The following is a 23,191-nucleotide window of genomic DNA, read 5'->3' as shown; positions in this document are numbered from 1 at the left end:
GGGAGAACGTGGCTACATTCGGGTACTTGGTCTATCTCATCCGAGCAAATGCTCCGCACAGATCGCGGGCCTTGTACCGTTTGACAGCATGCGGCCCCGGCTCTCATGACCTGTTAGACGTCCTTCACAAGCAGATAACTGAGCTAGGGGAGGACTACCACTCAGATGAAAAGTCGGCGGACGGTTTTCGAATTCGGGAAGCGGACCGCGCCGGCCGGTCGCTTTGGCTGCGCGTCAATAAAGGGCCAGAGGGCGGGCGGGGGGAGACGTACGACACTGAAACGGGCGTATCAGTTGATACTAACGAACGGACCGCACTCTTAAGCGGCCTTCGCGGCCAACTATTCATCCCTGAGGACAGCTACTTCGGGCTGTTATTTGTCGAGCGCATAGGCGTAAGGAATCTCAAGGAACTACTTTATACGAAGGCGATGAAACCGTCCTCGCACTACATGGAGGCAGTCATACGAGTCGAAGCCTTCGCTGAGAGTGACGACTGGCGGCGGGAACTTCAGACTCAGCAGGCCCTCCGAGTCTCGGAAATTCTCTATTCCGCGGAAGGCGGGCAGGATGACTCTACGCCTCAAGACACTGTGGTGAGAGTCGTCACTGAGGGCCCCGGACTTAGGCGGGCAAGCCGGGGAATCAAAGCTCTAATCACTGATCGGCTATCTAGGCGCGACAAGAAGCTAGATGCCTTGGCGCGGATAGCACCTGTCGAAAATCGCCGCAAGATCGTGGATGAAAAGAACTCGGAAAGTGGTCATACGGTTTACAAGGCGGCTCCAAGATCAGTGTTCACCGTTCAGGATGAGGCTGAATATCAGGCTCTGGTCGTGGAACTAACCGCGTTGGAACAAGCAGAGGAATCTGATGCCAACCTCACGGTTGCCCTAGAGGCAGTATCGCCGGTCAATCGAGAACATCTTAAGACGAAGCGATTCGAGGTCGGTATAGGCAACGAACGTCCGGAAAAGACCTTCGTTCTGGAAGGAGATGCGATGCCTCAATTTATTTATGAAACTGGGGCACGTCTGGCGGACTCCCAGCTGAGGAACCTCTGGGAAACGCATGCGGCAAAGATCCTCAGGAATCGGGGCGTGCGCCTGCCTGCAGGTTGGTTGCAGGAATCAAAACAAGAGCAGTCTAAGAACGAGTGAGGCGACCCTTGGGTAAGCATTGGGGTCTGAGGATGGTGCTTGAGGACCATATTGAAACTTGGAGCTCCGCAGTCGGGCCTCAGCAAAAGGCTGAGCGTCGCCGTGCGGCATTCAGGTACTTCGGTATTCCCGCAGTCCTGGCACTGCCGTTCGTGTTTTTCCACTTCCGGCTACAAGGAATCGGACAACTGCTCAGCGGAGTGACTATTTTTACTGCGCTGCTATTCGGACTCTTGGTACTAATGTTCAACACTGGAATAGCGGTACGTAAGGACTCGGCAGTCTTCGAACACGCGCATGACCTGAAATTGGTCATATCTGATCTGCGAGCCAACGTAACGTACGCGGCAGTCGTCGCCGTGTGCCTATCGCTACTTCTTGCTGTGGCTGCTGCCGTCACGCCACCGCCCTCGACTACCGATCCAATTGGGGGCCTTTCATGGTGGTGGACGCCCCTCTGTATCTGGCTTTTTACGCATCTGGGCCTGACGATGCTGATGGTCCTGAGACGGCTCAGAACGGCCTTTAACTACGTTTCGCGCTGAACCTAAGGTATACAGCGAACGAGCTGCGACAGGGGATGTTTGGGGGCTCAAGGGGAGCCCTTCTTGGCTCCAGCTTGTCATAACGTCGGCTATCAGCCCCGGCTCGCAGGGTTCACAGGGAATTCCCAGCTGCAGGCATACATAATGAATCGAAGCTCCGGTCAACCGCTATTTGACTGGAGCTTCGCCAATTGCCGGTTCCCAGCACGAGGCTGCGGGCGTCACGCGAGGATGAGCTGCTGTGGTCATGTGAGTCCAGTAAGGCATGTCACGATCGTCGTGAGAAGGCTTTTGGGAGTTCCTTTTTAGGCCTAGCTTTACATAAGGTCCATTATCGGCGCTTTAATTTGGGCGGGGGAGTGAGGCCGAAAAGGGGCTGCTCCTGCCATCAGGACCGGGTCGTTTCTTCACTCCAAGCGCCGGATCAGAACTGGCCAACTAAAGGCCTGTCGTTGAGAGCGAAGACCTGAAGTTCTGGCGACATCGCCCACCACAGAATTGAAACGTTGCGCTCAATCCGCGCCGAACTTCTCTCGCGTGGTTCGGAGCCGGTCCTCGAAGGTCACCAGACCGCCTTGAGTAGGGTGTTACACATAGATGTATCATGTGGAGGTCAAGCACGTGGATGGAGTTGCCTTTCAAGCGGGTTCATGTCACGCACTGGTCCATCCGTGGCTTCAATGGTCACGTTGCTTGGTATCCGGCGATACCGCCTATGGCAGAACGGTAACCGCATCGCCGTGATGAAATATGCAGCTTGAGCTACGAGCTAGATCAAATTCTAGGAGCTGACGGAATGATTATCGACGCCAAGGTAATTCCTACCTTAGACCGCAGTATATTCGCGGATATGGTCCGAAACAAAGTCTCCGCAGTGGGGGTCGTCTGCTCAATTTGGGAAGACCTGGAGACCTCCAAGGAACAGCTTCATGAACTCAAGGCGTTCATTGATGCGAATGACGATCTAGTTTTTGAAGTGGATAAGGTCTCACGTCTTGAGTCGGACGAAGCAAAAAATAGGACCGGCATAATCATTTCATGGCAAAATAGCACTGGCTTCGGTGGGGATGTTACTAACGTGCAGTTGTTCCAGGACGCTGGCCTAAGGGTCGTTCAGCCTGTGTTCCTTGCACGTAACGAAGCCGGGACCGGCTGCCTCGTTTCACCCGATGGCGGGCTAACCTCCTACGGGCAAGAGCTCATCAAGGCCCTAAATTTTTCAGGAATAGCCATCGATCTTTCACATGTAGGTAACAGGACCGCAGGAGAAGTTATTCGGTGCAGCGCAGCACCGGTTTTTTACTCCATGACCAGCCCCCGGACACTCAACAATGCGATGAGAAATAAGTCCGATGACGACATGCGCATGGTGGCCGATCGTGGCGGCGTAATTTGCCTGACCACGCTCCGTCCATACCTGCCGTCCGCTAATGAAGCAACGATTGAAAACATGGCCGATGCTGTCTTATATGTAAGGCGCATCGTTGGCGATGATGCCGTAGGCATCGGATCAGACCTTATTCCGGGCCAGGATGCCTCATTCCTTGAGTACGTTGCACACGACCTAGGCACGGGTAAGAAACTAAGGGATAACGTGTCGGGAAGCATTGTTTTACCGGGTTTTGAAGATTTCTCCGGGTACGGCAACCTAAAAAACTGCCTGCGGCGCAAGGGCTTGTCGTCGACATCACTCGATAAGCTCTTCGGAAAAAACCTTCTCCGCTTCTTTGGGCAAGTGTGGGCAGGGGAAGCACTGCCACGGACAGCAGCCGCCGTTATGTAATGGGGTGTGCTGGCCTGCCGGCCCCGGCATGCCGCCTCCCAGTCGTCAATGATCCGGGGGTGTCACTGGGGCATGGAGCCCTCGTAGGGGCCTACCCTATTCACCCGGTCCTGACATCACTCCCGGCGGTCGGTGTCAGGACCGCAGCACGGATCCTCACCGAGGTCGTCGGCAAGGACTTCGCCTCCGCGGGATACCTGGTCTCTACGCGGGCCTGGCGCCGGTAACCTGGCGATCAGGGTCATCCATCCGCGGCGACCACCCCATCCCGGAAAGTAAACTCCAAAGAGCCCTGTTCCTCTCCGTGTTCGCTGCACTGAAGGATTTGCTGTCGAGGGCCTAGTACGACCGGAAGCGGCCGAAGGCAAACGACACAACCAAGCCCTCATCGCCCTCGCCCGCGGCCGCTGCGACACCCTCTACGCCATGTTCAGAGACGGCACCCTCTACTAAACGCGAACGCCCTTAGCGGCTTGACGAAACCCATAGAGTCACCCCCGCACGGAGGCTGTTTTGCTGCTTTGGGTGGGTTGAAGCCCGTAGGCCCTTTGTTTTCTCGGTATGACTTTCGCGTCCGCTGTGCGCCAAGGCGCCTTGCCACAGGAAGACGACCCCAATGTTCTCGGGGTCAACCTCACTTCACAAGGAAAGCTGAGGTTATGGTGAAGCGATCACTAGTGAGGTATTACACCTCTATGCTAGGCTTGCCGCCATGAGACTGAGCTCACATATTCGAGCTCCAGCCAAGTTGGGGCCGACCGATACCTAGCTGCAGATCGTTTAGACGTCTTCCTTATTCCTCCAAGCGCATAAAGGTGAAGTCAATGGAAAGAGCAGAACACTCGACACTTGGGGCAGAACAACCTGTTACAAGCGGCCCGGACTTTAGGAAGCAAGCGCGCCGTGTTATTAGTGCAGGGACGGTGGGCCACGCTTTGGAGTGGTTCGACTTTGGTGTTTACGCTTACCTGGCAACGGTCATCGCGGGAAAATTCTTCCCCTCCACGGACCCTACGACCTCACTGCTTGCGACCCTTGCAACTTTTGGTGTGGGGTTTGTCGCTCGTCCCGCGGGGGCTTTCGTGTTTGGACGACTTGGAGACCGGCTCGGGCGACGAACGGTCCTGCTCCTGACGCTGCTGCTCATGGCAGTGGGCACCCTCGGCATAGGCATAACCCCGACACACGCAGAAATCGGTGTGTGGGCGGCTGTAATTCTCGTCGTCTGCAGGCTCCTTCAGGGCTTCTCGGCAGGCGGGGAGGTGACGACGGCTGCTGTATTCATGATCGAGTGGGCTCCCAAGGGGCGTCGCGGCCTTTTCGGCAGCTTCATGCAGATCGGAAGCGTACTTGGCCTCATGAGCGCCAGCCTATGCGTCGCTTTGTGCTACAGCACATTTGGAACGGACACCATGAACGATTGGGCTTGGCGTGTCCCCTTTATAGTCGGCGTACTGATCGTTCCCATCGGCTACATCATCCGACGCCGTACGGAAGAAACTCCGGCTTTCGCGAAGGAACAAGCAGAACAGGCTGAATCTGTTCACCCCGGAAGCCGCAAGAAGGAGCCAGTGCAGTTCCGTCCAATGATTCAGGCCTTCCTGCTCCTCATGTTCTGGTCGGTAGGCTTCTACTTCTTCCTCACTTACATGCCTACATTCCTGCAACGCGAATTTAGCATCAACCCGACTGAAGCGCTCTGGATCAATGTCACTGCAATGAGTGTTCACATAATTACTGTGCCGATCACCGCCATTTTGTCGGATCGGATTGGTCGACGTCCACTGCTCATTGCCGGTTGTATCGCATTTATCCTGGTTCCCGTTCCACTATTCGCATACCTAGACACGGGCGCTCCACTCCCGATGGTCTATCTCGCAGTCATCCTTATCGGAGTTCTCCTCGCACTGTACACAGGCCCTGCAGCAACGACCGGTGCAGAATTCTTCAAGACAGCCACCCGCTCGAGCGGATATGCCATCGGATACAACCTCTCCGCAGTGGTCTTCGGAGGCTTCACACCTTACCTCGCGACCTGGCTTATCGAAGCTACGGGGACGAAACTGGCTCCTGTCTATTACCTTTCTCTCACCGCGATTGCCGGTGCAATATTCATCTGGTCCATCAAAGAGACTGCAAAGGACCAAGAGATGGCTTGAACCTGCTAGCGGGATGACGAGCCGGCAGCTAGGCCTAGCTAGCAAAAGTTTAAAGGCCGCCTCGGGGGTGCTCTGAGTACCGAGTGCCTGCCCCCGCTTAGTATCGACAAAGTTACTGGGAGAACGCCCAAACAGCTTCTTATCCGCTTTTGGAGCGAATGACTGAATGTAAGATCATTCAAAGTACGGAGAATAATACAGTGGAAAATGGTACCGTGAGTGCTATCCAGGAGGACGTCCTCCGCCTTTACAGGGAAAGCATTGTTCTTGATGCCGCAGTTCCGTCAATGATGCAAGATCTTCGAGAATGGCGACGCTATTACGACACAGGAATTAGTGCAATTTTTGCTACGGTGGTAACCACCGAAGATATGCCGGTTACGATCGAGCGTGTATCCCGATATCTTGAACTGATCAAGAATAATCCACGCGAACTGATGCTTGCGGAGTCTGTACGAGATATCGAGAATGCAAAGCGTGACGGCAAGCTGGCTGTTGCGCTTCACTTCCAGAACGCCCGCCCGTTGGGAAGGGACGTCGGCATGGTGGATATTTATAAGCGTCTCGGCGTCGGGGTCATCCAGCTCTGCTACAACTATCGGAATAATCTAGGGGACGGGTGCCTGGAACCTGAAAACGCAGGCTTATCGCAGTTCGGCCGTAAGGCTGTCAGCAGGATGAACAGCGCAGGAGTCGTGGTGGATCTTTCTCACACTGGTGTCCGAACGACGATGACAGCTATGGAATGCTCAAGCAATCCGGATGTCTTCACGCATGCGAATGCTCGGGGCGTCTACGACCATCCTCGCAACCTCACCGATGAACAAATTAAGATGCTCGCCTCAAAAAGAGGGGTGATAGGAATCTGTTCGTTTCCAGGTTTTATCACTGACAGAACGACCACTCCCTCAGTTGCCGACCTTCTTGACCACCTGGACTACATGGTGAGCCTAGTCGGTATCGATCATGTCGGCCTGGGAACAGATTTCTTCCATGACTCCGGATACACCTCCAATATTGAGCTCGGCAACTGGGACCCGCAGGAGTATCCGGTCCCGCCGTGGCACTATCCCCTAGACGGATCCAATACCTTCCAGCTAGCTATGGGTCTCCATGGCCGTGGGTATAGCGAGAGCGACATAAAGAAGGTTCTAGGCGAGAACTTTATGAGGGTCCTGTCCCTAGTTTGGAACTAGAATTCGCTACGTTCCTCTTCGATCCCAGCATGGGCGGCGCCAGCTTTGACTGGTGGCGCAGCCGAGATGCACTGAAGCTGGACATGCGCCAGGCAGACCCCCTTTAGTGCAGGGAGCGCAGCGATAGCGAACGCTAACACGAGGTACGCGACGACTCCCAGCATGGACGCCGGCACCGTGATGTATGCGGTTTACCGCTGCAAGTGAACATCGCCATGAAGCCTAGGTCGAGATCCTCCCCCTTCTTCCGCCTGCTTTCTACCATCAAACGCCGGATATCAGGCCCTTCGCAATTAAACATGGTTGGTGTGTGGGGCCGACAGCGGCAATGGCGCTCGATGTTGTGCGAGACCGAAGACCGGGCCACTGGGGTGTGGAGGACGTGGCTTTAAAAGCCGCTGTTTCTTATGTGGCCGCATTGATCGGGAGGTGCGCGAGCTTGAAGGGCGGCAGACCGTCCGTACCGCAGGCCCATCTCGGAGGCGGACGTGGTGCCTGTGGCGCGGACGATCTGCGGCGGGAGGAATCCATCCCGGAAGTTCCCTTCCGGCATACATAGAGCACTCCCAAGAAGACTAAGACTTTGAACAACCTGAAGGACAGACCGACGACCACCACCACCGCCTTCGGCCTGGCCCTCACGGTTAACCCCACCCGCCGTGCTGCCCAACAAGGCACGGGGTGAATCCCTGGCCGTGCTCCCGGCAGGACACTCGAACTCTCCGGGATGATCAGCCGCCGGGCTGCGCTCCTGGAGGCGTCATCGGGTGACCCGGCCCAAAGCTCCGATGACGTGGCCTCCCTCGCCTGGATTTGGCAATCCCCCTGAAGACGGTGAAGTCACCATTATTGGACCGTCGGACGTAATTCGCCGCCGTTTACAGCGTTCCACAATCCGTCCCCTTGTCCTTCTACTGAAAGCCTGTCTCCTAGGTTCCGCCGGGCCAACGGGCCGCCTCGATCAAGGCCTGGTGACTGTGCCGGCACTACCGTTCCTCCCTTCCACGCCAAAGGCATCCGGCGTGCCCAAAAAACCTGATCACCGCCCTCAGAGTAAGGACTCATCACCATGCACACTGCACACGGTTGTATCGCCGTAGCCGTTCACACCCGGAGGGAACTGGACGCAACCCTGAATGAAGCGGCGGATTTCCTGATGCCGGCGGCGATGGCTGACCAGGTCGGTATCTCCTTGACGCGGCTGGCCCCTGGCTGCTACAAAGCGCGCCTGGATAGCGGCGTTCCCCGGGTGTGACAACCGAAAAGTGGGGCAGCGGGCCGCGATGAGCGAGCAACAGAACGAGGTCGGCGGCGCGTCGGCCAGCAGCGTGTTTAGTATGGTTTGCCCCCGCCGGGCTGGCCGCTCGCTGCGTACGGCGGCCCTCGACGCAGGGCTCTGTCTTCCGCGGCGGCAGCGTCGGCCAGGGATCCGGTGGCGAGCAGCGTCCGGAGATGCTCTTTTGACCACCAAAGCCGCCTGCAATTTCCCGTGGCATCGTCGGTCGCGAAGACCGTGCTGAGCCTGTCCCGTGCCCGGTCCGAGAGCCTGTCCTCGGCCCGCAACAGCAGCCGCCGGTTGGCCCAGACTGGTCAATGGAGCGCCCCCGTCGGCCATGTACTTGCTGGGTGAGGCGCGGCCGGACTTCGGCGAGCATGTCGATGCCGAGCTTGACAAGGTGAAACGCGTCGACCGAGACGGCGGTGCGCGGAAACCACATCAGCAACGCCTTCCGGAACGCCCCTGACGGGTCGATGGCAACGACCTGCACCCCCAGGCGCCACTGAAGGCGCCGGACGAACAGCCAGTCCCCGGCGCCCTCGCTGCCGCGGCAGGCCACAATGCCTAGTACTTGTCCATCACGCAGCCGCTGGCAACGGCACTCCTTCACCCGGGCAGCGATCACCCCGCAACTCGAACAGCCCGGCGGGAACGTAGTCTCCACCGTGATGTGGAGTGCTCCGTCCAGGAGCAGCAGCGCGGTTGACACGGTAATCAGCCAGGTTGAAGATCAAGCTGGCAGCATCATCAGCCGCCAAAGTAGGCTCTAACAAGGCTCGTCCTTCCGGTTCAGGTTGAATGCGTAGATGACAATCATCCCAGCGGGACCACGAGCCCACTGCTAGCTACAACAAGAATCTATTTCCCTGGGAACCCTGAAGAGACCCTTTGGTCGATGGCGGCCGTGTGGATGGGCCTATGTGGCCTGCGGGGAAGCCCCATCCACAGAGATAGGTAGTTGGCCCGCTACCAGACCTGGGCGGTTACGCCCGGACGAACTCCACGCTGTACTCGGCTGGAAGAGTCTGTAAAAGCGCGTGGGGATTGGTGGTGTGCTCAGAGCCGGAAGCGGTCGGCGGCGAGGCTGGAAAGATGACGTGAAGCGTTTTCACCGGTGACCATTTCGGCGATCAGTTTCCCTGTGGGGGGTGCCAGGCTTACGCCCAGCATGGCGTGGCCGGTGGCTATGAGAACGTCTGAGCGCTTGCGTGAGGTCCCGATGATTGGGAGCCCGTCAGGGGTCATGGGACGAAGACCGGTCCAGGGCTCTGGTGGGGTGGTGATGGATGGCCAGTCTTCGAAGTACCTGGGAAGGCTGGTGAGGAGGCCCTGGGCGCGCACTCGGTTGATTTGCTCGTTGATTCCGCCGAATCCCATGGTGCCTGCGATGCGCACTTTTGCGCTTAGAGGGGTTATGGCAACTTTGGCTTCGGCGAGGTACATCGGGAACTGCGGACCTCCGGCCTTCAGCGGCAGGTCGTAGCCGTAACCTTTACCTGACAGGAGAGAGACGCGGTCGCCGATATCGGCGAGGATTTTGTTTGTCCAGACACCAGCCGCCACGACGATCTTGTCGGCCCTAAGTACTTCTCCCCCGACTTCAACCTCGGCAGAACCGTTTCCTGCAATGCGTATCTTGGCAGGGTGACCTATGCGGAAATCGACTCCGTCGCGTCGGCAGGCTGCTGTAAGTCCGCGGGTCAGGGATGCGGGGTCCAACGATCTGTCGCCGAACGTTTGAAGACCTCCGGCAAGACCCTTTCTAACGAATGGGCACTCATTGACAAGGTCGTTGCCTGGAATCGTTCGCCACTTAAATCCAGGAATGTGTTCTTCCATTTCTTCCAGCTCTGTGGCGTGTTTCTGCAGGTTTTCGCTGTTGGTGTAGAGCATTGTCAGGGGGTCGGTGTGAGATTCGAAGAGTACTCCGTCCGAGGCCATGTCATCGAATAGCTGAAGAGTGTCGCTGCTCAGATGAGCAAGGACCTCCAGCCCTGCCTCGAAACGGACGGGCGTGCAGTTGCGAAGCATCTCAAGCATGAATCCCAGGAAGCGCGGATTCAGGCTGGGAGTGACGTATAGCGGGCTGTCCCGCCGGGTCATCCACTTCAATGCCTGGGGCAACATGCCAGGTGCCGGCACGGGCACCGACATACTGGGCACGACCCAGCCGGCGTTGTGCGCGGAGGCCTTGGATCCGGGCTCGGCCTGATCCACGACGGTGACCTCTGTCCCTGCCTTACGAAGGTAATACGCTGAAGACAGGCCGATGGCTCCTGCTCCGATAACAATGGTTTTCATGATTCCGGGTCCTCTGTCGATCGTGATCGCGCTGTATAACATGCCGATGCGGCTGAGCGGAAGGTTTCCTCCAGCCCAGAGCTCCGCAAGCGGACGCTGACAGAGCTCTGGGGACGGGCGGTTTACGGAATGAGCCGCGGTTCGCCGACTTCAGCAGAGGTTGCCGGCAAGCCGTTTTCCTCCAGTACTTTGACGAGGTCACCAGACTTCCGCTTCTCCTCGATGGTCCCGTCCAGGGCCTTGCCGAGCTCGCCGTTGTCCTTCGTGTACGGGAAGGCTGACTGGGCCGGTTCGACCGTGGCGGCGACCTGATCGTCCGGTTCCACTGTCGTGACCTTGAATTTCGACTCCTCCGGGAAGTTGTACAGGGCCGTGCCGTAGGCATCTACGCCAACGTCGATACGCCCTGACTCAAGGTCTTGCTTTAATTCGACGCTGGAAGGGTAAACCTTCAGCTCCGAGCCCAGCATCTTCCGCAAGTCGTTGACCCACAAGTAGCCGTCGACGGTTCCGACTTGTTTGCCTTTCAGGTCGTTTATGTTGGTCAGACCGTCCAGGGAAATGACGCCGAGTTCGTCCAGATAGATCGGTGCGGAAAGGTTCACGATCTTGGTTCGTGCCGCGGTCCTGTACCAGTCGCCAACGGTCAGATCGATGCGCTTGTTCTGCACCGAGGGGACGGCAGCGACGTATGCCAGCGGAACGGTCTTGAGTTCAAGACAGTTTTCTGAAGCGAATTCAGTAATGAGCTCAACGTCGGCTCCGGCCGGCTTGCCGTCCTTGGTGTAGCTGTAGGGCGGGATCTCGGTGATACCGACGGTGAGCTTGCCCTGTTCGACGGTGGAGAACTGATGCTTGGGCTTGCAGTCGCTGGAGACAGTCGACTCGGCATTGCGGCTGCAGGCAGTCGCTGAAGCTGCCAGGCCCAGGGCGAGGACTGCAATGGAAAGGTTCCGTGCTGCTTTTTTCATGGGAGTTCCTAGGGGGTTGAGGGAGAAGGATGTGGGCGCCGGGCGGTCAGTGGACGTGGGCGAGGTGACGGGACATTCTCTTTTCCATGCCGCCGACGAGCCACCCTGCCGGGATGGTGATGATGGCGTACATCAGGCCAGCGAGAGCGAGGACGCTGAGGTAGTTGAAGGTGGAAGAACCTATGGAGTAGGCCTGGCTGAGCAGTTCAGGCACCGCGATGGTGAAGCACAGGGATGTGGCCTGAAAGATGATGATTGCGAAGCCCATGAGGGCGGGCAGGGCGATCCTTAACCCTTGGGGAAGGACGACAAAGCGGAGGGTGTCCAGGGGGGAAACGCCGAGTGTCTGGCAGGCTTCGGTTTCGCCGGTGGGTACTGCCTGCAGTCCGGCGCGGAGTATTTCACTGGTGTACGCCGCCGTGCTCAGGGCAAGCGCCACGCAGGCCGAGGTGAAGGAGGAGAGTGTGATTCCCGCGCTGGGCAGCCCAAAGTAGAAGAGCTGGAGGACGACAAGGGTCGGCGCCCCTCGGCCGACCTCCACCAAGGCGATCGAGGCAACGCGTACCGCCGGCTGGCGGCTGGATGACATCAGGGAGAGCAGTAGCCCGATGGGCAGTCCTGCGACCAGACTGATTGCGGTGATCTGCAAGCTCAGGGAGAGCCCCTCCAGCAGGGTAGGAAACCAAGCAGACCATTCGGCCAGGAAATTCATCGGGAAACCTTCTTCCGGAGGATGGCGTCGACGCGACGGGCGAGAAGCGCCAGCGGGATGCACAGGGCCAGATACACGAGAGCGGCGATGACATAAACGGGGAGCCCTCCCGCGTTAGATCGGGCATCCTGGGTGGTCATGAATACTATTTCCGTAACCCCGATAGTGGATGCCAAGGAGGAGTCTTTGATCAGGCTGATCCCGTAGGACGTCATTGAGGGAACCGAAACCCTAAATGCCTGAGGGCCGATGATTCGGCTGAAAATTCCCCAGCGGCCTACGCCGAGGGCGCTTCCCGCCTCCCACTGCCCGGTGTGTACAGCAGAGATTCCTCCCCGGTAAATCTCCGCCATGTACGCGGCAGAGACCAGGCCAAGTCCGATGATGGCCGCGGTCGTGGCTTCGAAATGGAAGGCTCCGATGCTCACGCCGAAATAGATGACGAAGAGCCAGACGACGGCAGGAATGCCCCGCAGGAGATCGATGACGGCCCGGGAGACGAACTGGAGCACGACTTGGCGTGACCTGAGCCCGAGGACCAACGGGACACCAACAACCGCACCGATGAGAAGAGATGAGAAGGTGATGACCAGTGTCAGCGGGACACCCAGCAGAACTGCCTGCAGATGTTCCATGGCTACCGTCCCACCACGGCACGCAGGAACAGTTTCGTGCGCGGGTGCTCGGGATTGGACATGATCTTGTGCGGGTCACCCTGTTCAATGATCGCCCCGTCAGCCATGACGACCAGCCGGTCCGATACGTCGCGGGCGAAGGCCATCTCGTGGGTCACGACGATCATGGTCATGCCTTCTTTGGCCAGTTCCTTCATCACAGCCAGAACTTCAAGGCCCACTTCCGGGTCCAGGGATGAGGTAGGTTCATCGAACAGCATGACTTCCGGGTCCATTGCCAGTGCCCGGGCGATGGCGATGCGCTGCTGCTGTCCGCCTGAACAGCGGGCCGGGTAGGAGTCCGCAAAATCGGCCAGGCCAACCCGGTCCAGCAGGTCGCGGGAGCGCTTGTCAGCCTCTGCGTTACTGCGCTTCAAAACGCGCTGCTGGGCAAAGGACACGTTCTGCAGGACAGACATATGCGGGAACAGATTGAAATGCTGAAAGACCATTCCAGCCTTGCGCCGCAGGGCCTCGATCTCCTTCAGCGAAGCGCTCTTACCGGCCGAAATGGTCTTTCCGCCGATGGTGATTTCGCCTTCGTCGGGGCGTTCAAGCATGTTGATGCAGCGAAGAAGAGTACTCTTGCCAGCCCCACTTGGCCCGATCATGGCCGTAACCTCGCCGGGGGCAACGTCCAGATCTACTGAGCTGAAGACGACCTTGTCCCCATAGCTCTTCGAAACTCCTCTAAGGCTAACCATCTGCTTTGGCAGGGTGGAAACAGCCATTGAAACTCCTTTAGTCCGGGATTTGCCAGGTGTGACGCAGATCTCTTGCGGACCAGCATAACATTCATTGCGGTGTAATACCTTACTAGGAAAAGGTGTTTAGGGTTGACTTCGCGAACAGTTTCCTTGGCCCTGCTGGTTTTCAGCTAAGGAGGGCCAGCTCCTTGATTACCGGACAATGGTTCTGGAGTATGCGGCTGTCGCAAAACAGTCAGAGGCCGAAATCAGGGAGGCCTCGCGGAGCCATGCCTTGGTGCGTAGAATTGGGTCTGAAACCTTACGGGCACTTCAGGAGGAAACATGGCGACAGCATTGACGTGGAATGAGAGTGCGGGCGATGAGGTGCGGACCCAAAGCTTCCGAGAGCAGGCCGTGAGAATTATCCGGTCCCAAATCGTCTCCGGACGCCTGGAACCGGGATCCATGCACTCCATCGGCGCCGTCGCGGAGCGGCTCAATGTTTCCATCACCCCCGTTCGTGAGGCCTTGCATGACCTTGCAAAGGAGGGGCTGATCGAAATGAAGCGCAACCGAGGGTTCCTTGTCCGGAAGCCCTCCAACAAGGAACTCGACGACATAGTGCAGATCCGGGCCATGATCGAGGTGTCGTCGGTCCGCGAAATCACCGAGAGGTCCCTGATTCCTGACTTCGCACCTCTGCGCAAGCTGTGCCGCAGAACCGATGCATTTGCGGCAGCAGGCGAATGGGAAGAATTTGTGGATGCCGACCGGGAGTTCCACCTCACCGTTCTTGCCACCCTGAAGAATCCCAAGCTCCTGGACGTCATCGGCTCCCTTCGGGACCAGAGCAGGCTCCTTGGTCTGGACAAGCTCGCTGGCACCGATGTCTTCGTGCAATCAACGAAAGAGCATGGGCTGCTCTTGGATGCGATGGAAGCCGGCGACGCCGGTCGGGCCGCCGAAATCATGCAGAGCCATATGCGTCACGTGCGCGGCATTTGGGCCGGGAGGCTTGAGGAACTAAGCCAGGCCTAGCGGTGAAGGGCGAGGGGATGCGCAGTCCCATATCCAGCCCCCTCCCCGTTCCTGTGATTTCAGAAGTTCCCCGTTGCCGTGGGTGTCGCCGGTCTAACAGCGGCGATTACAACTTTGCCCCGGCAACTTACGGCCTTTGCCACAACCTTGCCTGCTCCAGGCAAAAGCATGGTTGGACATCCCCTGATGGTCCCCCAGAGCACCCTCTTAGGGCCAACCCGTCAACGGGTCAGCGGGAGCGCCACTACTTTCGAGGCCGCGCGGCGGAAAGTCCTCGTCTTCAGTCGTACCTTAACTGCCCATGGGCGCAAGAGGATCCCCCAAAGTCGCATCCTCCGGTCAGCCAGTTGAACGGACGCTGGCGAAAATGCGTGCTACCACTTACTATTGGGTGTAATACCTCACTAAGGCGGTGGGGAAACTACGTAGCAACTGCCGTCACTGTCGACAAGGTCGTTGACTTCGCTCTGGCCCCACCGCTTACGTCCCTGCATTTCCTCGACTTCCACGGCCGACGACATGCAACCATCCAATGTGTCCCCTCGGTGGGGTCCTCCCAGACGGGTAGAACACTTTTGAAGACATCGCCAAGTCAAAACCGCCCATGTACCAACTTGAACCGCGGTGAAGCCCGTGCAGCTTAGTTTCATTCCCGAAGCGGAGGTCCGCAGTCTTATCACTCCGGCTCAAGCAACTGCGGCCATTACGGACTCCTTGATCGCTGGCCTGGACCCGGCCCAGGACTCTGCCCGCGGGATCGTCCCTCTGAGCCAGGGGCAGTTCCTGATCATGCCGGCGGAAGCTGCAGGCCATGCCGGCGTAAAGGTAGCTACGGTGGCCCCGAACAATCCGAGCCTTGACCTGCCACGCATCCAGGCGCTCTACCTGATCTTTGACGCCCGGACACTCACGCCCGAAGCCGTACTGGATGGGACCGCTCTGACGACGCTGCGGACGCCTGCGGTTTCCATCGCCGGAATCTTCCCCGTTCTCATCCAGCGTTCCACTCCGCTACGGTTGGCCGTCTTCGGTGCCGGCCAACAGGGTGTGGGGCATGTGGACACCATCACGGACGTCATGGATGGGCGCAGGGACATCGAAAGCGTCACCTACATAGTCCGCAACCCCGACAGGGTCAGCCTGCCGCAGGCTGCAGACGAGGTTGTCCAGCTTGGTTCGCCGGCGGCGACGTCCGCGGTGGCTGCAGCCGATGTCATCGTGTGCGCAACATCCGCAAGCGAACCGTTGTTCGACTCCTCCCTACTGCGGACCGATGCCATTGTCGTTGCGGTCGGTTCACACGAACCCCACGTGAGGGAAGTCGACGCCGCACTGTGCGGCCGCGCGCAGGTGGTCGTTGAAGACATCCAGACCGCCCTACGGGAATCAGGCGATATCATCCTGGCCATTGCCGAAGAAACCCTATCCGCAGACGAGCTGATCCCGATGAAGGACGTTGCTACCGGGGCCGTGCACCTCGATCCCAACCGGCCCGTCCTGTTCAAGAGCTCAGGAATGTCCTGGGAGGACCTTGTTATTGCCAGGGCCGTTGTCCAGGCCTCCAGAAACATGAACGTCGCCGCCCGCTGAACGACCCCGTCCTGAACGGAGCTATAGATGGCCACAGGCTGCTCGTCCCAGTTGACCAGGTCCAACGAGGTGGCGTGGCCCCAGGACATGTTGCCCCAGACGTTCCCGAAGGGATTGTTCTGGTAGTACAGGTGGTAGATACCCTCGTGGTAGACGAGTCCGTTCGGGTCGTTCAACCAGGTGTTTTTGGCCGTGTAGTGGATGGCGGGCCTGAAGATGTCATCCTCGTGGGCTGGAATGGCAGTCATGACGTTGGGGAAGCCTGCGTCCGAGACCACACCGGTCAGCCCGTCGCCCTCGACCCCCGAATCACCCGCCGGGCGCAAACTAATCCAGCAAGCAGCACGGACCATGATCGACGAGCTCGGTGCCGACGGAATCAAAATAGACTTCACCGCCTCCACCCCCTCAGGCTCCGCCCTCACCCACGCCGGGCCATCATGGGGCATCGACCTGCTCCACGAACTGCTAGCAGTCCTCTACCAAGCCATCAAGAAGATCAACCCCGACGCCCTCGTGATCACCCACACCCCGGACCCCGGCTTCCGCGACGTCACCGACATGCTCCGCCTCAAGGATGTGCTTATGCTCGACCAGCCAGGCGGCCACAACGAACCACCCAACAACAGGCCCGGTACCGGCGTCATCGACACCATGATTCACCGGGCCCGCGTCGCCACATCTGCATGTCCGGAACTGCTAATCGATACCGACGGTTGGGCCCTGCCCAGCCAAGCCGCCTACCAAAGCTGGACCTCGGCACAAACACGTCTCGGAGTCCCCAGCCTCTACTACACCGACCGCCTCGACGTACCCGACCCCAGCGAACAACCCATCCCGTCCGCGTCCCTGCACGCCACAGCGCGGCACTGGGCAACCTACCGGGCCACGCTAACCTCTGAGGCTGAATTACCTACGAAAAACAGGGGTGTGCAGGCGGTTCAAACTGGCCCTTAGCCTCAACATCGCCTCCCTCGTCGTCGCGTTCGCCATGTTCTCCATGTCCCCCGCGTTGCCGAAGATTATCCAGCTGCCCAAGACTACAGGTTACGGCCTGGGACAATCCCTGCTCGCCGTCGGCCTGGTCATGGCACCTTCCGGGTTTGTGATGATGGCAGTAGCCCCGCTCTCAGCCAAGAGAAATGAACCGTCCTCGATGCTGATCACACCAAGCAATCGCGGGGCGTTGCCTCATCCGCGGGCGCGCACTGACGACGCCTGTTACCTGCTTGATAAGAATGCAGCGAACGGAGAAGCGACTTCAATCAGTGGCCCGGCCCGGTCAGAACACCAGCGCAGGAATGCTCCCCGCCGCCTTCAGTAACGCAGCGCCTTCCATCTATCTGACATCGACTCAGCGGGGCCCTACCCACAATGTTGATCAGGCCAAGCGGGATCGGTTTCCATAGAGTTACGGGACGCTGATCGATCCGTTTGTCGAGCATCTGCCACCCAACCAGTCGCCCGTTTACGGGCCCGCTAACCCGGCCGCGGTATAAGTGGATGCGCGCAAGACCAGCTGGGTGAGGAGAGTTCTAAACTCGAAGTCCTGCCTCTGCTGAATGGGCGGTATCCACCGGACTTGATCATGGGTATTTCTGGTTCGTCGAGCCCCCTCATTATTTGATCGCAGAATGAGCCTTCTTGGAGGCGTTGTCGGGAGATCGTCAAGCAGGTGGTTTGAGATGCGGATCCTCCGCTCAAAGCTAAGGCGGCGCACATGTGGGCATTCCTTATGGCTGGAGGAACAACGCATGCACGCTTAGGCGGCTATCAGGAAGATCAACTTTGGTGACAGTGAGAACGGTAGTGTCGATCAGCCGCACAACACCTTTCTCGGCGCATTTAATGGAGATCAGGCCGAGCGACCTTACAGTTGAAACAACCACCCCGCGGAAGTACACCTTTCCGTTGTGCCAGGCTAGGATTTTGTCTCCGACACTGATGTCCTGAATTGAAACTCCCGCTTGAGGCTCTTCTCCTTGCTTCATCTTGTCTCCTTGGGCTGGCGCATCTGTCCGCTCTTTTGGTCTGTTGCAGTAGTGGCAGCGGCGGAGCACGACGTGCTGTCGGGCTCGCGGCCTCCTCCTGCCCTCTCCGGCTTTGGCGACAATTCGCCGGTGAGGCGCAACTCGTTCCAGCGAGGGAGCCGACAGTGAGGTTCACCCGGGCTTTCGCCGGCTTCCCAGAGCCACATCTCCAAGTGCTAGCCGACTTGGTCCGAAGATGGGGCTGGAGTAGTCCTTTGCAACCGCTACAGGCCTGCAAGTTGCTGCACCTCGGTCTACTGCGGCTGCCGGAGACGGAGCGCCTGCATCCCGCCGTCCACTGCCAGGTCAAGACCGGTCGTTGAACCCGAGCGGGGGCTCGCCAGATAGGCGATCGCATCGGCTACCTCCTCCGGGGTCACAAGGCGGCCGTGAGGCTGACGCGCCTCCAACGCTGCCCGCTCCGCTGCAGGGTTCTCCGCGGTCGCGAGCAGCCGCCCGACCCAGGGCGTGTCAGCGGTACCCGGGTTGACGCAGTTAACGCGGATGCCTTCGTGTAGATGGTCAGATGCCATGGCACGCGTCAGTGCCAGCACCGCTCCTTTGGAGGCACTGTAGAGGGCCCGCTGAGGTAGCCCCGTCGTTGCGACCACGGAGGAAGTGTTGACTATGGCTGCCGCCGGGGACAATCGCAGATACGGCAGGCACGCGCGGCTCACACGCACCAGACCCAGCACGTTCACGTCGAACACCCGGTGCCATTCCTCATCAGTGTTGTCGCCGACGTGCCCCTCAGCGCCGATGCCCGCGTTATTCACCAGGATGTCAATTCGACCAAACCTGGCCACGACCGCGCCCACTGCCGCTCGGACAGAACGATCATCAGACACATCCGCCTGCACGCTGTATGGTGCCCCGCCGCTGGAGGCGCTAAGGTCCAGCACAGCGACCTGCGCACCGCCTTCGGTGAGTCTGTTCACGACGGCGGCGCCAATGCCTGATGCGCCGCCGGTAACTACGGCTACAAGCCCGCTAAAATCGCTCATGTGAGTCCTCGTGTCTATCGGAGTTGAAAGTTCATCACGTGTTCTATGGATTACCGTGACGCAGAAGGGCTTAGGGATGCTTCTTCGGACGAGCATCCTGCGACGTCTTCAGTGTCTGTCGCCGGCCATGGCCTTCGAATGACATGGTCACCGGGTGGAAGCTCTTGGAGCGGAAACCCTTCGAGATCAACGTCAGCACGCGTGCCGGGCGGAACCGTCACCTTGAGTGTCATGACGCCTGCTTCAATGTTCCATGCGACGGCTGCGCGACCCGCTGGCGTGATGTGCGCTGTAGAGGCCTGCGAGATCGCAGCATGAGGACGGGGAGCCACCCGGATGCGCGTCCATCCTGGGGCGAGGGAGGACAAGCCGCCCACCGTAGAGTGCAGCCAAGAGGCCACGGCTCCAAAGGTGTAGTGGTTGAATGATGTCATCCCGCCAGGGTTGATGGAACCGTCGGGGAGCATACTGTCCCACCGTTCCCAGATAGTGGTTGCACCCAGTTCAACGGCATACAGCCACGATGGAAGCTCAGTCTGCATTAAGAGCTTGTAAGCATCTTCCAGTGCACCGGCCGAAGTGAGTGCATCGAGGATGAGAGGCGTTCCAACAAAACCTGTACCGATTTTGTGTCCGCCTTCCCTGACGAGCTCGACAAGTCGAGCGGCCGCAGCTTCCCGTGCAGTTTCCGCATCCAAGAGATCCAGCTGGATGACAATTGCGTACGCAGTTTGTGAATCGCTGGTCAATAGACCTGCCCCTGTTACGAACCGCTGCCTGAACGCGCCAACAACGTCATTGTGCAGCGCTTGGAGCCGCTCATGTTCCGCTTCAAAACCAAGTAGTTCAGCAGCGCGTGCGGCAAGCCTGGCAGAATGCGCGAAGTACGCTGTCGCCACAAGCGACGGGTCTGTCGCGCCATGGGCAGGCTCCTCCGCTGGGGCGGTCGGATCGAGCCAATCCCCGTATTGGAATCCTTGATCCCAGACTTTGGAAGGACCAGCCAGGGCGGCGACGCCGTCGATCCACCGTTTCATCGTTGGAAATGCACGGCGCAGGATATTGACATCACCCGTTGCGTTGTAGAGGGCGAACGGAACGAGGGTGGCCGCATCACCCCACACCGCGGTGTGAGTGTGCTTGAAGACCGGATTGTCGGCAAGTTCCTGGGGGAAGGGCAGGGAGGGTACAAAGTACGGGATTAGCCCATCGTCCTGCTGTTCGGACACAAGGTCTTCATACCAGGAGTTGAGGAACGCGGTGCTGTCGAACAGATAGGAGGCTGTGGGGGCAAAGACGGCGATGTCGCCCGTCCATCCCAACCGCTCGTCCCGCTGGGGACAATCGGTGGGAATTGATACGAAGTTTCCTCGAATGCTCCAGACCACGTTCTCATGCAGCCGCTTGAGGTCCGCATGGTCGCAGTCAAACCACCCCGCCCGTTCGAGGTCCGAGCTGACGACAATAGCCTGGACATCCTCGGGCTGCAGGCTTTCCGATGGTAGGCCGCTGATCTCTGCATAGCGGAAGCCGTGATAGGTGAAGGATGGTTCCCAGGTCTCCCTGCCGTCTCCTGCGAGCAACCATCTGTCAGTTGCTTCCGCTGCGCGGAGGGGTCTGACCCCTAGCTCCCCGTGTTCGAGGACCTCTGCATGCCGGATTTGGATTTCCGTTCCTGCCGGGCCTTCGGCTGTCAGACGTAGCCAGCCGACCAAATTCTGGCCAAAGTCGACGAGCAGACGGCCGCTTGGCGACTGGAATATCTGGTGCGGTGACAATTCTTCGACCTTGCGGACGGCGGGTGCGTCAATGGATCGGAGTGGTCTTTGCGTTTGCTCGTCGGATACCACGGTGACGGGGAACCAACGCCCCGCATCGCTGATGTCTGAGTCGTGAGGCAGAATCTGCCGCGCATCGAACGTTTCCCCGTTGTACAAGTCGGCAGCGAGAGTCGGACCGTGTGTCCACGCCCATTGCGCATCAGTGGACAGCACGGTCTCCAGCTGAGTTCCCTTGCGGGTCTCGAGCTGAGCAATCACTCCTAGCTTGTCACCGTAAATGTTCTGCAGCCCGTTGAACCCGAGGTAGCCGGCCCACCAGCCATCGCCGAGTTCAATTTCAATCAGATTGTTTCCCTGGCTCAGGTGCTGGGTCACGTCGTAGACGTTCACAGCCAGCCGGGTGGGGTAGTGCTGCCACCCTGGCGCGAGGACGTCGTCGCCTATTCTGTGGCCGTTGATCCGGGTGACGCCGATTCCATGGAAGGAGATGTACAGCCGTGCGCTATCCATGTCGCCTGGAATTTGAAAGCGGCGCCGAAAGACGGGCCGCCCAGCTTGAGTTATCGGTGCCTCGATGAAGGACGCGGTCCAATCCTCCACTTCGAGCAGTGCGGCTTCTACTTCCGCTGGCTTGGACCAGGCGGAATATCCTGACTCGAGAATTGCGCGGACCCGAAGAATGCGCCTGGCCCTGGATTGGAGTGCCGGCCCGATCCAGTCCGTACCGAGGTAGGCCTCGTTAGCTACCTTAGAAGTCCAAACGTTGCCCTCTGCTGATGTCGACTCCACTTCATATCCGATTGCCTGGGCGGTTGCCGCCCAACTGATGCGAGGGGATGCTGAGGGGACACCCAAGGCCACCGCTCGGTGGTTAACTTTGGGCTGTCCCGGCGCAGCAGTGACGATGGGTGGCATGAAACTCCTAAGGAATGGTAGATAGAGCAAACGGCAGCACAACTCCGGGGCGCCCTGTGGCGACGCCCCGGAGCGAGTCGGGCTACTTCTTGTAGGCGTCCTGCATCTTTTGCGTGAGACTCTCGGGTGTATCTTTGCCGAGCAGCATCGATTGAATTCCAGTGTTAAGGGTCGTTTGGACTTCGGGCTGAAGGGTCGCGATACGGGCGGTCTTTCCTGACTGCACCAGTTTGTTGAACTCGGAGAGCTGTGGCGAGGGCTCAAAGCCCTCATTGGGTACGACGGGCACCGAATCGAAGCCCTTTGCGTACTTTGCTGCTTCTTCCGGGCTACCGGCGAATTCCAGGAAGGCCGCGGCTGCAGCAGGGTTCTTCGCTTGGGCATTCAAAGCCAGCACGTAGCCGGGCAATGCCGTAACCGAAGCGCTTTCGTTAGTTGCTGGCATCGGTGCAACAACGAATTCATCGTTAGGCGCTGCGGCATGGATACCGGCGAGGACGGCACCTACGTCGACAATGCCCAGAGCCTGTCCCTGAGCAACGGCATCAGCCCCCTGCTGGCGGGTACGGCCCAAGGCGCCGTCGCCAAAGCAGCCCTGATCTGACATCTTCTTGTAAATTTCCAGCTGGGTTTGCCAACCGGACCCTGGGTAAGACGACTTACCGCTCGCGAGGCCTTCATCCCACTTCGGGTTTTCACCGTAGATCAGGGACGCAGTTTGGCCGAAGGAAAGCATCTGAGGGCCAGCTGCAGTGTCACCAAGACCTTGAGCGTATGCATATACCCCCTTAGCCTTCGCATCGGAACAGAATTTGTAGACCTCATCGAGCGTTGTGGGAGTCTTGAGACCGTGCTTGTTGAGCGCTGTTTGGTTGTAAATGGCAGAGAGTGGCTGCAATGCTCCGGGGAAGGCATAAAGCTTGTCCTCAAAGGAAACATCCGACTTCCAAATGTCGGGAATCTTGCTGCTCCAATCGGCCTCGAAAGGCGCGATCAGTCCTGATTTCGCGAGCGGTACCACGTTGGATGAAATGTCGTTGGGGTTCCCGCCGGGGAAAGCGAGCAGGACGTCGGGTGCGGTTCCGGCCTGCAGCTGGGTCAGCACAACCTGGCCCAAGTCACCGCCTTGGTAGTCAATCTCGACTTGGACATCTGGATACTTTTTCTCGAAGTCCTCAATAATCGGGTCCAGGGCGCCCTTGTACTGTGAGTCGAAAACACCCGTGACTGTGCCGGTGATTTCACCCGTGGTCCCTGTGCTGGTGCTGTCTCCGCCGCTGCATGCGGCAAGCCCGAGAGCCATGGCGCCGACGGCGCCTATGGCAACGGCTCGATGCTGGATCTTCATCGATCTTGGTCCTATC

The 23,191-nt window shown here is 58.8% G+C and carries 17 protein-coding genes and 2 pseudogenes; 8 read left to right on the top strand and 11 right to left on the bottom strand.

All coding sequences use genetic code 11. The features are described from left to right. Nucleotides 1-26: 26 nt before the first annotated feature. The 5 genes and pseudogenes from ACRB8A_RS19595 to ACRB8A_RS19575 all read left to right on the top strand — a co-directional run bounded on the left by ACRB8A_RS19595 (nucleotide 27) and on the right by ACRB8A_RS19575 (nucleotide 6,843). Nucleotides 27-1,160 carry a hypothetical protein gene (locus ACRB8A_RS19595; RefSeq protein WP_432246089.1) on the top strand — a complete coding sequence of 378 codons (1,134 nt, stop codon included), beginning with the start codon at nucleotides 27-29 and terminating at the stop codon, nucleotides 1,158-1,160. Between the two features lie 1,341 nt (nucleotides 1,161-2,501). Continuing rightward, nucleotides 2,502-3,488, top strand: coding sequence for a membrane dipeptidase (locus ACRB8A_RS19590; RefSeq protein ID WP_432246088.1), 987 nt, complete (start codon nucleotides 2,502-2,504; stop codon nucleotides 3,486-3,488). Nucleotides 3,489-3,565: 77 nt separating this feature from the next. Then, a pseudogene (locus ACRB8A_RS19585) lies at nucleotides 3,566-3,941 on the top strand (transposase); the annotation flags it as partial. A gap of 371 nt (nucleotides 3,942-4,312) precedes the next feature. Further along, a complete protein-coding gene (locus ACRB8A_RS19580; protein ID WP_432246087.1) occupies nucleotides 4,313-5,647 on the top strand; it encodes an MFS transporter in 1,335 nt (444 codons plus the stop codon). Between the two features lie 215 nt (nucleotides 5,648-5,862). Beyond that, on the top strand, nucleotides 5,863-6,843 hold the full coding sequence (locus ACRB8A_RS19575) for a dipeptidase (RefSeq protein WP_432246086.1): 981 nt from the start codon (nucleotides 5,863-5,865) through the stop codon (nucleotides 6,841-6,843). 1,064 nt (nucleotides 6,844-7,907) lie between these two features. On the opposite strand, the gene ACRB8A_RS19570 is transcribed toward ACRB8A_RS19575, so the two are convergent. The 6 genes from ACRB8A_RS19570 to ACRB8A_RS19545 all read right to left on the bottom strand — a co-directional run bounded on the left by ACRB8A_RS19570 (nucleotide 7,908) and on the right by ACRB8A_RS19545 (nucleotide 13,511). Beyond that, on the bottom strand, nucleotides 7,908-8,681 hold the full coding sequence (locus ACRB8A_RS19570) for a transposase (protein ID WP_432246218.1): 774 nt from the start codon (nucleotides 8,679-8,681) through the stop codon (nucleotides 7,908-7,910). 497 nt (nucleotides 8,682-9,178) lie between these two features. Beyond that, on the bottom strand, nucleotides 9,179-10,423 hold the full coding sequence (locus tag ACRB8A_RS19565; protein WP_432246085.1) for an NAD(P)/FAD-dependent oxidoreductase: 1,245 nt from the start codon (nucleotides 10,421-10,423) through the stop codon (nucleotides 9,179-9,181). A gap of 122 nt (nucleotides 10,424-10,545) precedes the next feature. Continuing rightward, complete coding sequence (locus ACRB8A_RS19560) at nucleotides 10,546-11,394, bottom strand: substrate-binding periplasmic protein (protein ID WP_432246084.1); 849 nt, start codon at nucleotides 11,392-11,394, stop codon at nucleotides 10,546-10,548. Nucleotides 11,395-11,440: 46 nt separating this feature from the next. After that, a complete protein-coding gene (locus tag ACRB8A_RS19555) occupies nucleotides 11,441-12,106 on the bottom strand; it encodes an amino acid ABC transporter permease (protein WP_432246083.1) in 666 nt (221 codons plus the stop codon). Next, nucleotides 12,103-12,741: an amino acid ABC transporter permease gene (locus ACRB8A_RS19550; RefSeq protein ID WP_432246082.1), complete on the bottom strand. Its 639-nt coding sequence runs from the start codon at nucleotides 12,739-12,741 to the stop codon at nucleotides 12,103-12,105. The genes ACRB8A_RS19555 and ACRB8A_RS19550 overlap by 4 nt, the downstream gene beginning before the upstream one ends. A 2-nt stretch (nucleotides 12,742-12,743) precedes the next feature. Then, complete coding sequence (locus tag ACRB8A_RS19545; protein WP_432246081.1) at nucleotides 12,744-13,511, bottom strand: amino acid ABC transporter ATP-binding protein; 768 nt, start codon at nucleotides 13,509-13,511, stop codon at nucleotides 12,744-12,746. Nucleotides 13,512-13,811: 300 nt separating this feature from the next. Here ACRB8A_RS19545 and ACRB8A_RS19540 point away from each other — a divergent pair, with 300 nt between their 5' ends. Together ACRB8A_RS19540 and ACRB8A_RS19535 are read left to right on the top strand one after the other, a co-directional pair. Next, nucleotides 13,812-14,507: a GntR family transcriptional regulator gene (locus tag ACRB8A_RS19540; protein WP_432246080.1), complete on the top strand. Its 696-nt coding sequence runs from the start codon at nucleotides 13,812-13,814 to the stop codon at nucleotides 14,505-14,507. Between the two features lie 714 nt (nucleotides 14,508-15,221). Continuing rightward, on the top strand, nucleotides 15,222-16,097 hold the full coding sequence (locus ACRB8A_RS19535) for an ornithine cyclodeaminase family protein (protein ID WP_432246212.1): 876 nt from the start codon (nucleotides 15,222-15,224) through the stop codon (nucleotides 16,095-16,097). A gap of 26 nt (nucleotides 16,098-16,123) precedes the next feature. Here ACRB8A_RS19535 and ACRB8A_RS19530 read toward each other — a convergent pair. Next, a pseudogene (locus tag ACRB8A_RS19530) lies at nucleotides 16,124-16,345 on the bottom strand (levanase); the annotation flags it as partial. Here ACRB8A_RS19530 and ACRB8A_RS19525 point away from each other — a divergent pair. Continuing rightward, entirely contained in the window at nucleotides 16,344-17,054 is a 711-nt protein-coding gene (locus ACRB8A_RS19525; RefSeq protein ID WP_432246211.1) for a hypothetical protein, read from the top strand. The pseudogene ACRB8A_RS19530 and the gene ACRB8A_RS19525 sit on opposite strands and share 2 nt — an antisense overlap. 776 nt (nucleotides 17,055-17,830) lie before the next feature. On the opposite strand, the gene ACRB8A_RS19520 is transcribed toward ACRB8A_RS19525, so the two are convergent. The 4 genes from ACRB8A_RS19520 to ACRB8A_RS19505 form a co-directional block, all read right to left on the bottom strand. Beyond that, nucleotides 17,831-18,088, bottom strand: a complete 258-nt coding sequence (locus ACRB8A_RS19520) for a hypothetical protein (protein ID WP_432246210.1) — start codon at nucleotides 18,086-18,088, stop codon at nucleotides 17,831-17,833. Nucleotides 18,089-18,381: 293 nt separating this feature from the next. Beyond that, nucleotides 18,382-19,131 carry an SDR family NAD(P)-dependent oxidoreductase gene (locus tag ACRB8A_RS19515; protein ID WP_432246209.1) on the bottom strand — a complete coding sequence of 250 codons (750 nt, stop codon included), beginning with the start codon at nucleotides 19,129-19,131 and terminating at the stop codon, nucleotides 18,382-18,384. Nucleotides 19,132-19,181: 50 nt separating this feature from the next. Then, the gene (locus ACRB8A_RS19510) at nucleotides 19,182-21,827 is read right to left on the bottom strand and encodes a family 78 glycoside hydrolase catalytic domain (protein WP_432246208.1); all 2,646 of its coding nucleotides are present in this window, start codon (nucleotides 21,825-21,827) and stop codon (nucleotides 19,182-19,184) included. 82 nt (nucleotides 21,828-21,909) lie between these two features. After that, the gene (locus ACRB8A_RS19505; protein ID WP_432246207.1) at nucleotides 21,910-23,175 is read right to left on the bottom strand and encodes an ABC transporter substrate-binding protein; all 1,266 of its coding nucleotides are present in this window, start codon (nucleotides 23,173-23,175) and stop codon (nucleotides 21,910-21,912) included. Nucleotides 23,176-23,191: the final 16 nt, after the last annotated feature.

Source organism: Arthrobacter sp. G.S.26, from assembly GCF_050847375.1.
Classification (GTDB): domain Bacteria; phylum Actinomycetota; class Actinomycetes; order Actinomycetales; family Micrococcaceae; genus Arthrobacter.
This window is presented reverse-complemented; position numbering and strand designations above follow the sequence as displayed.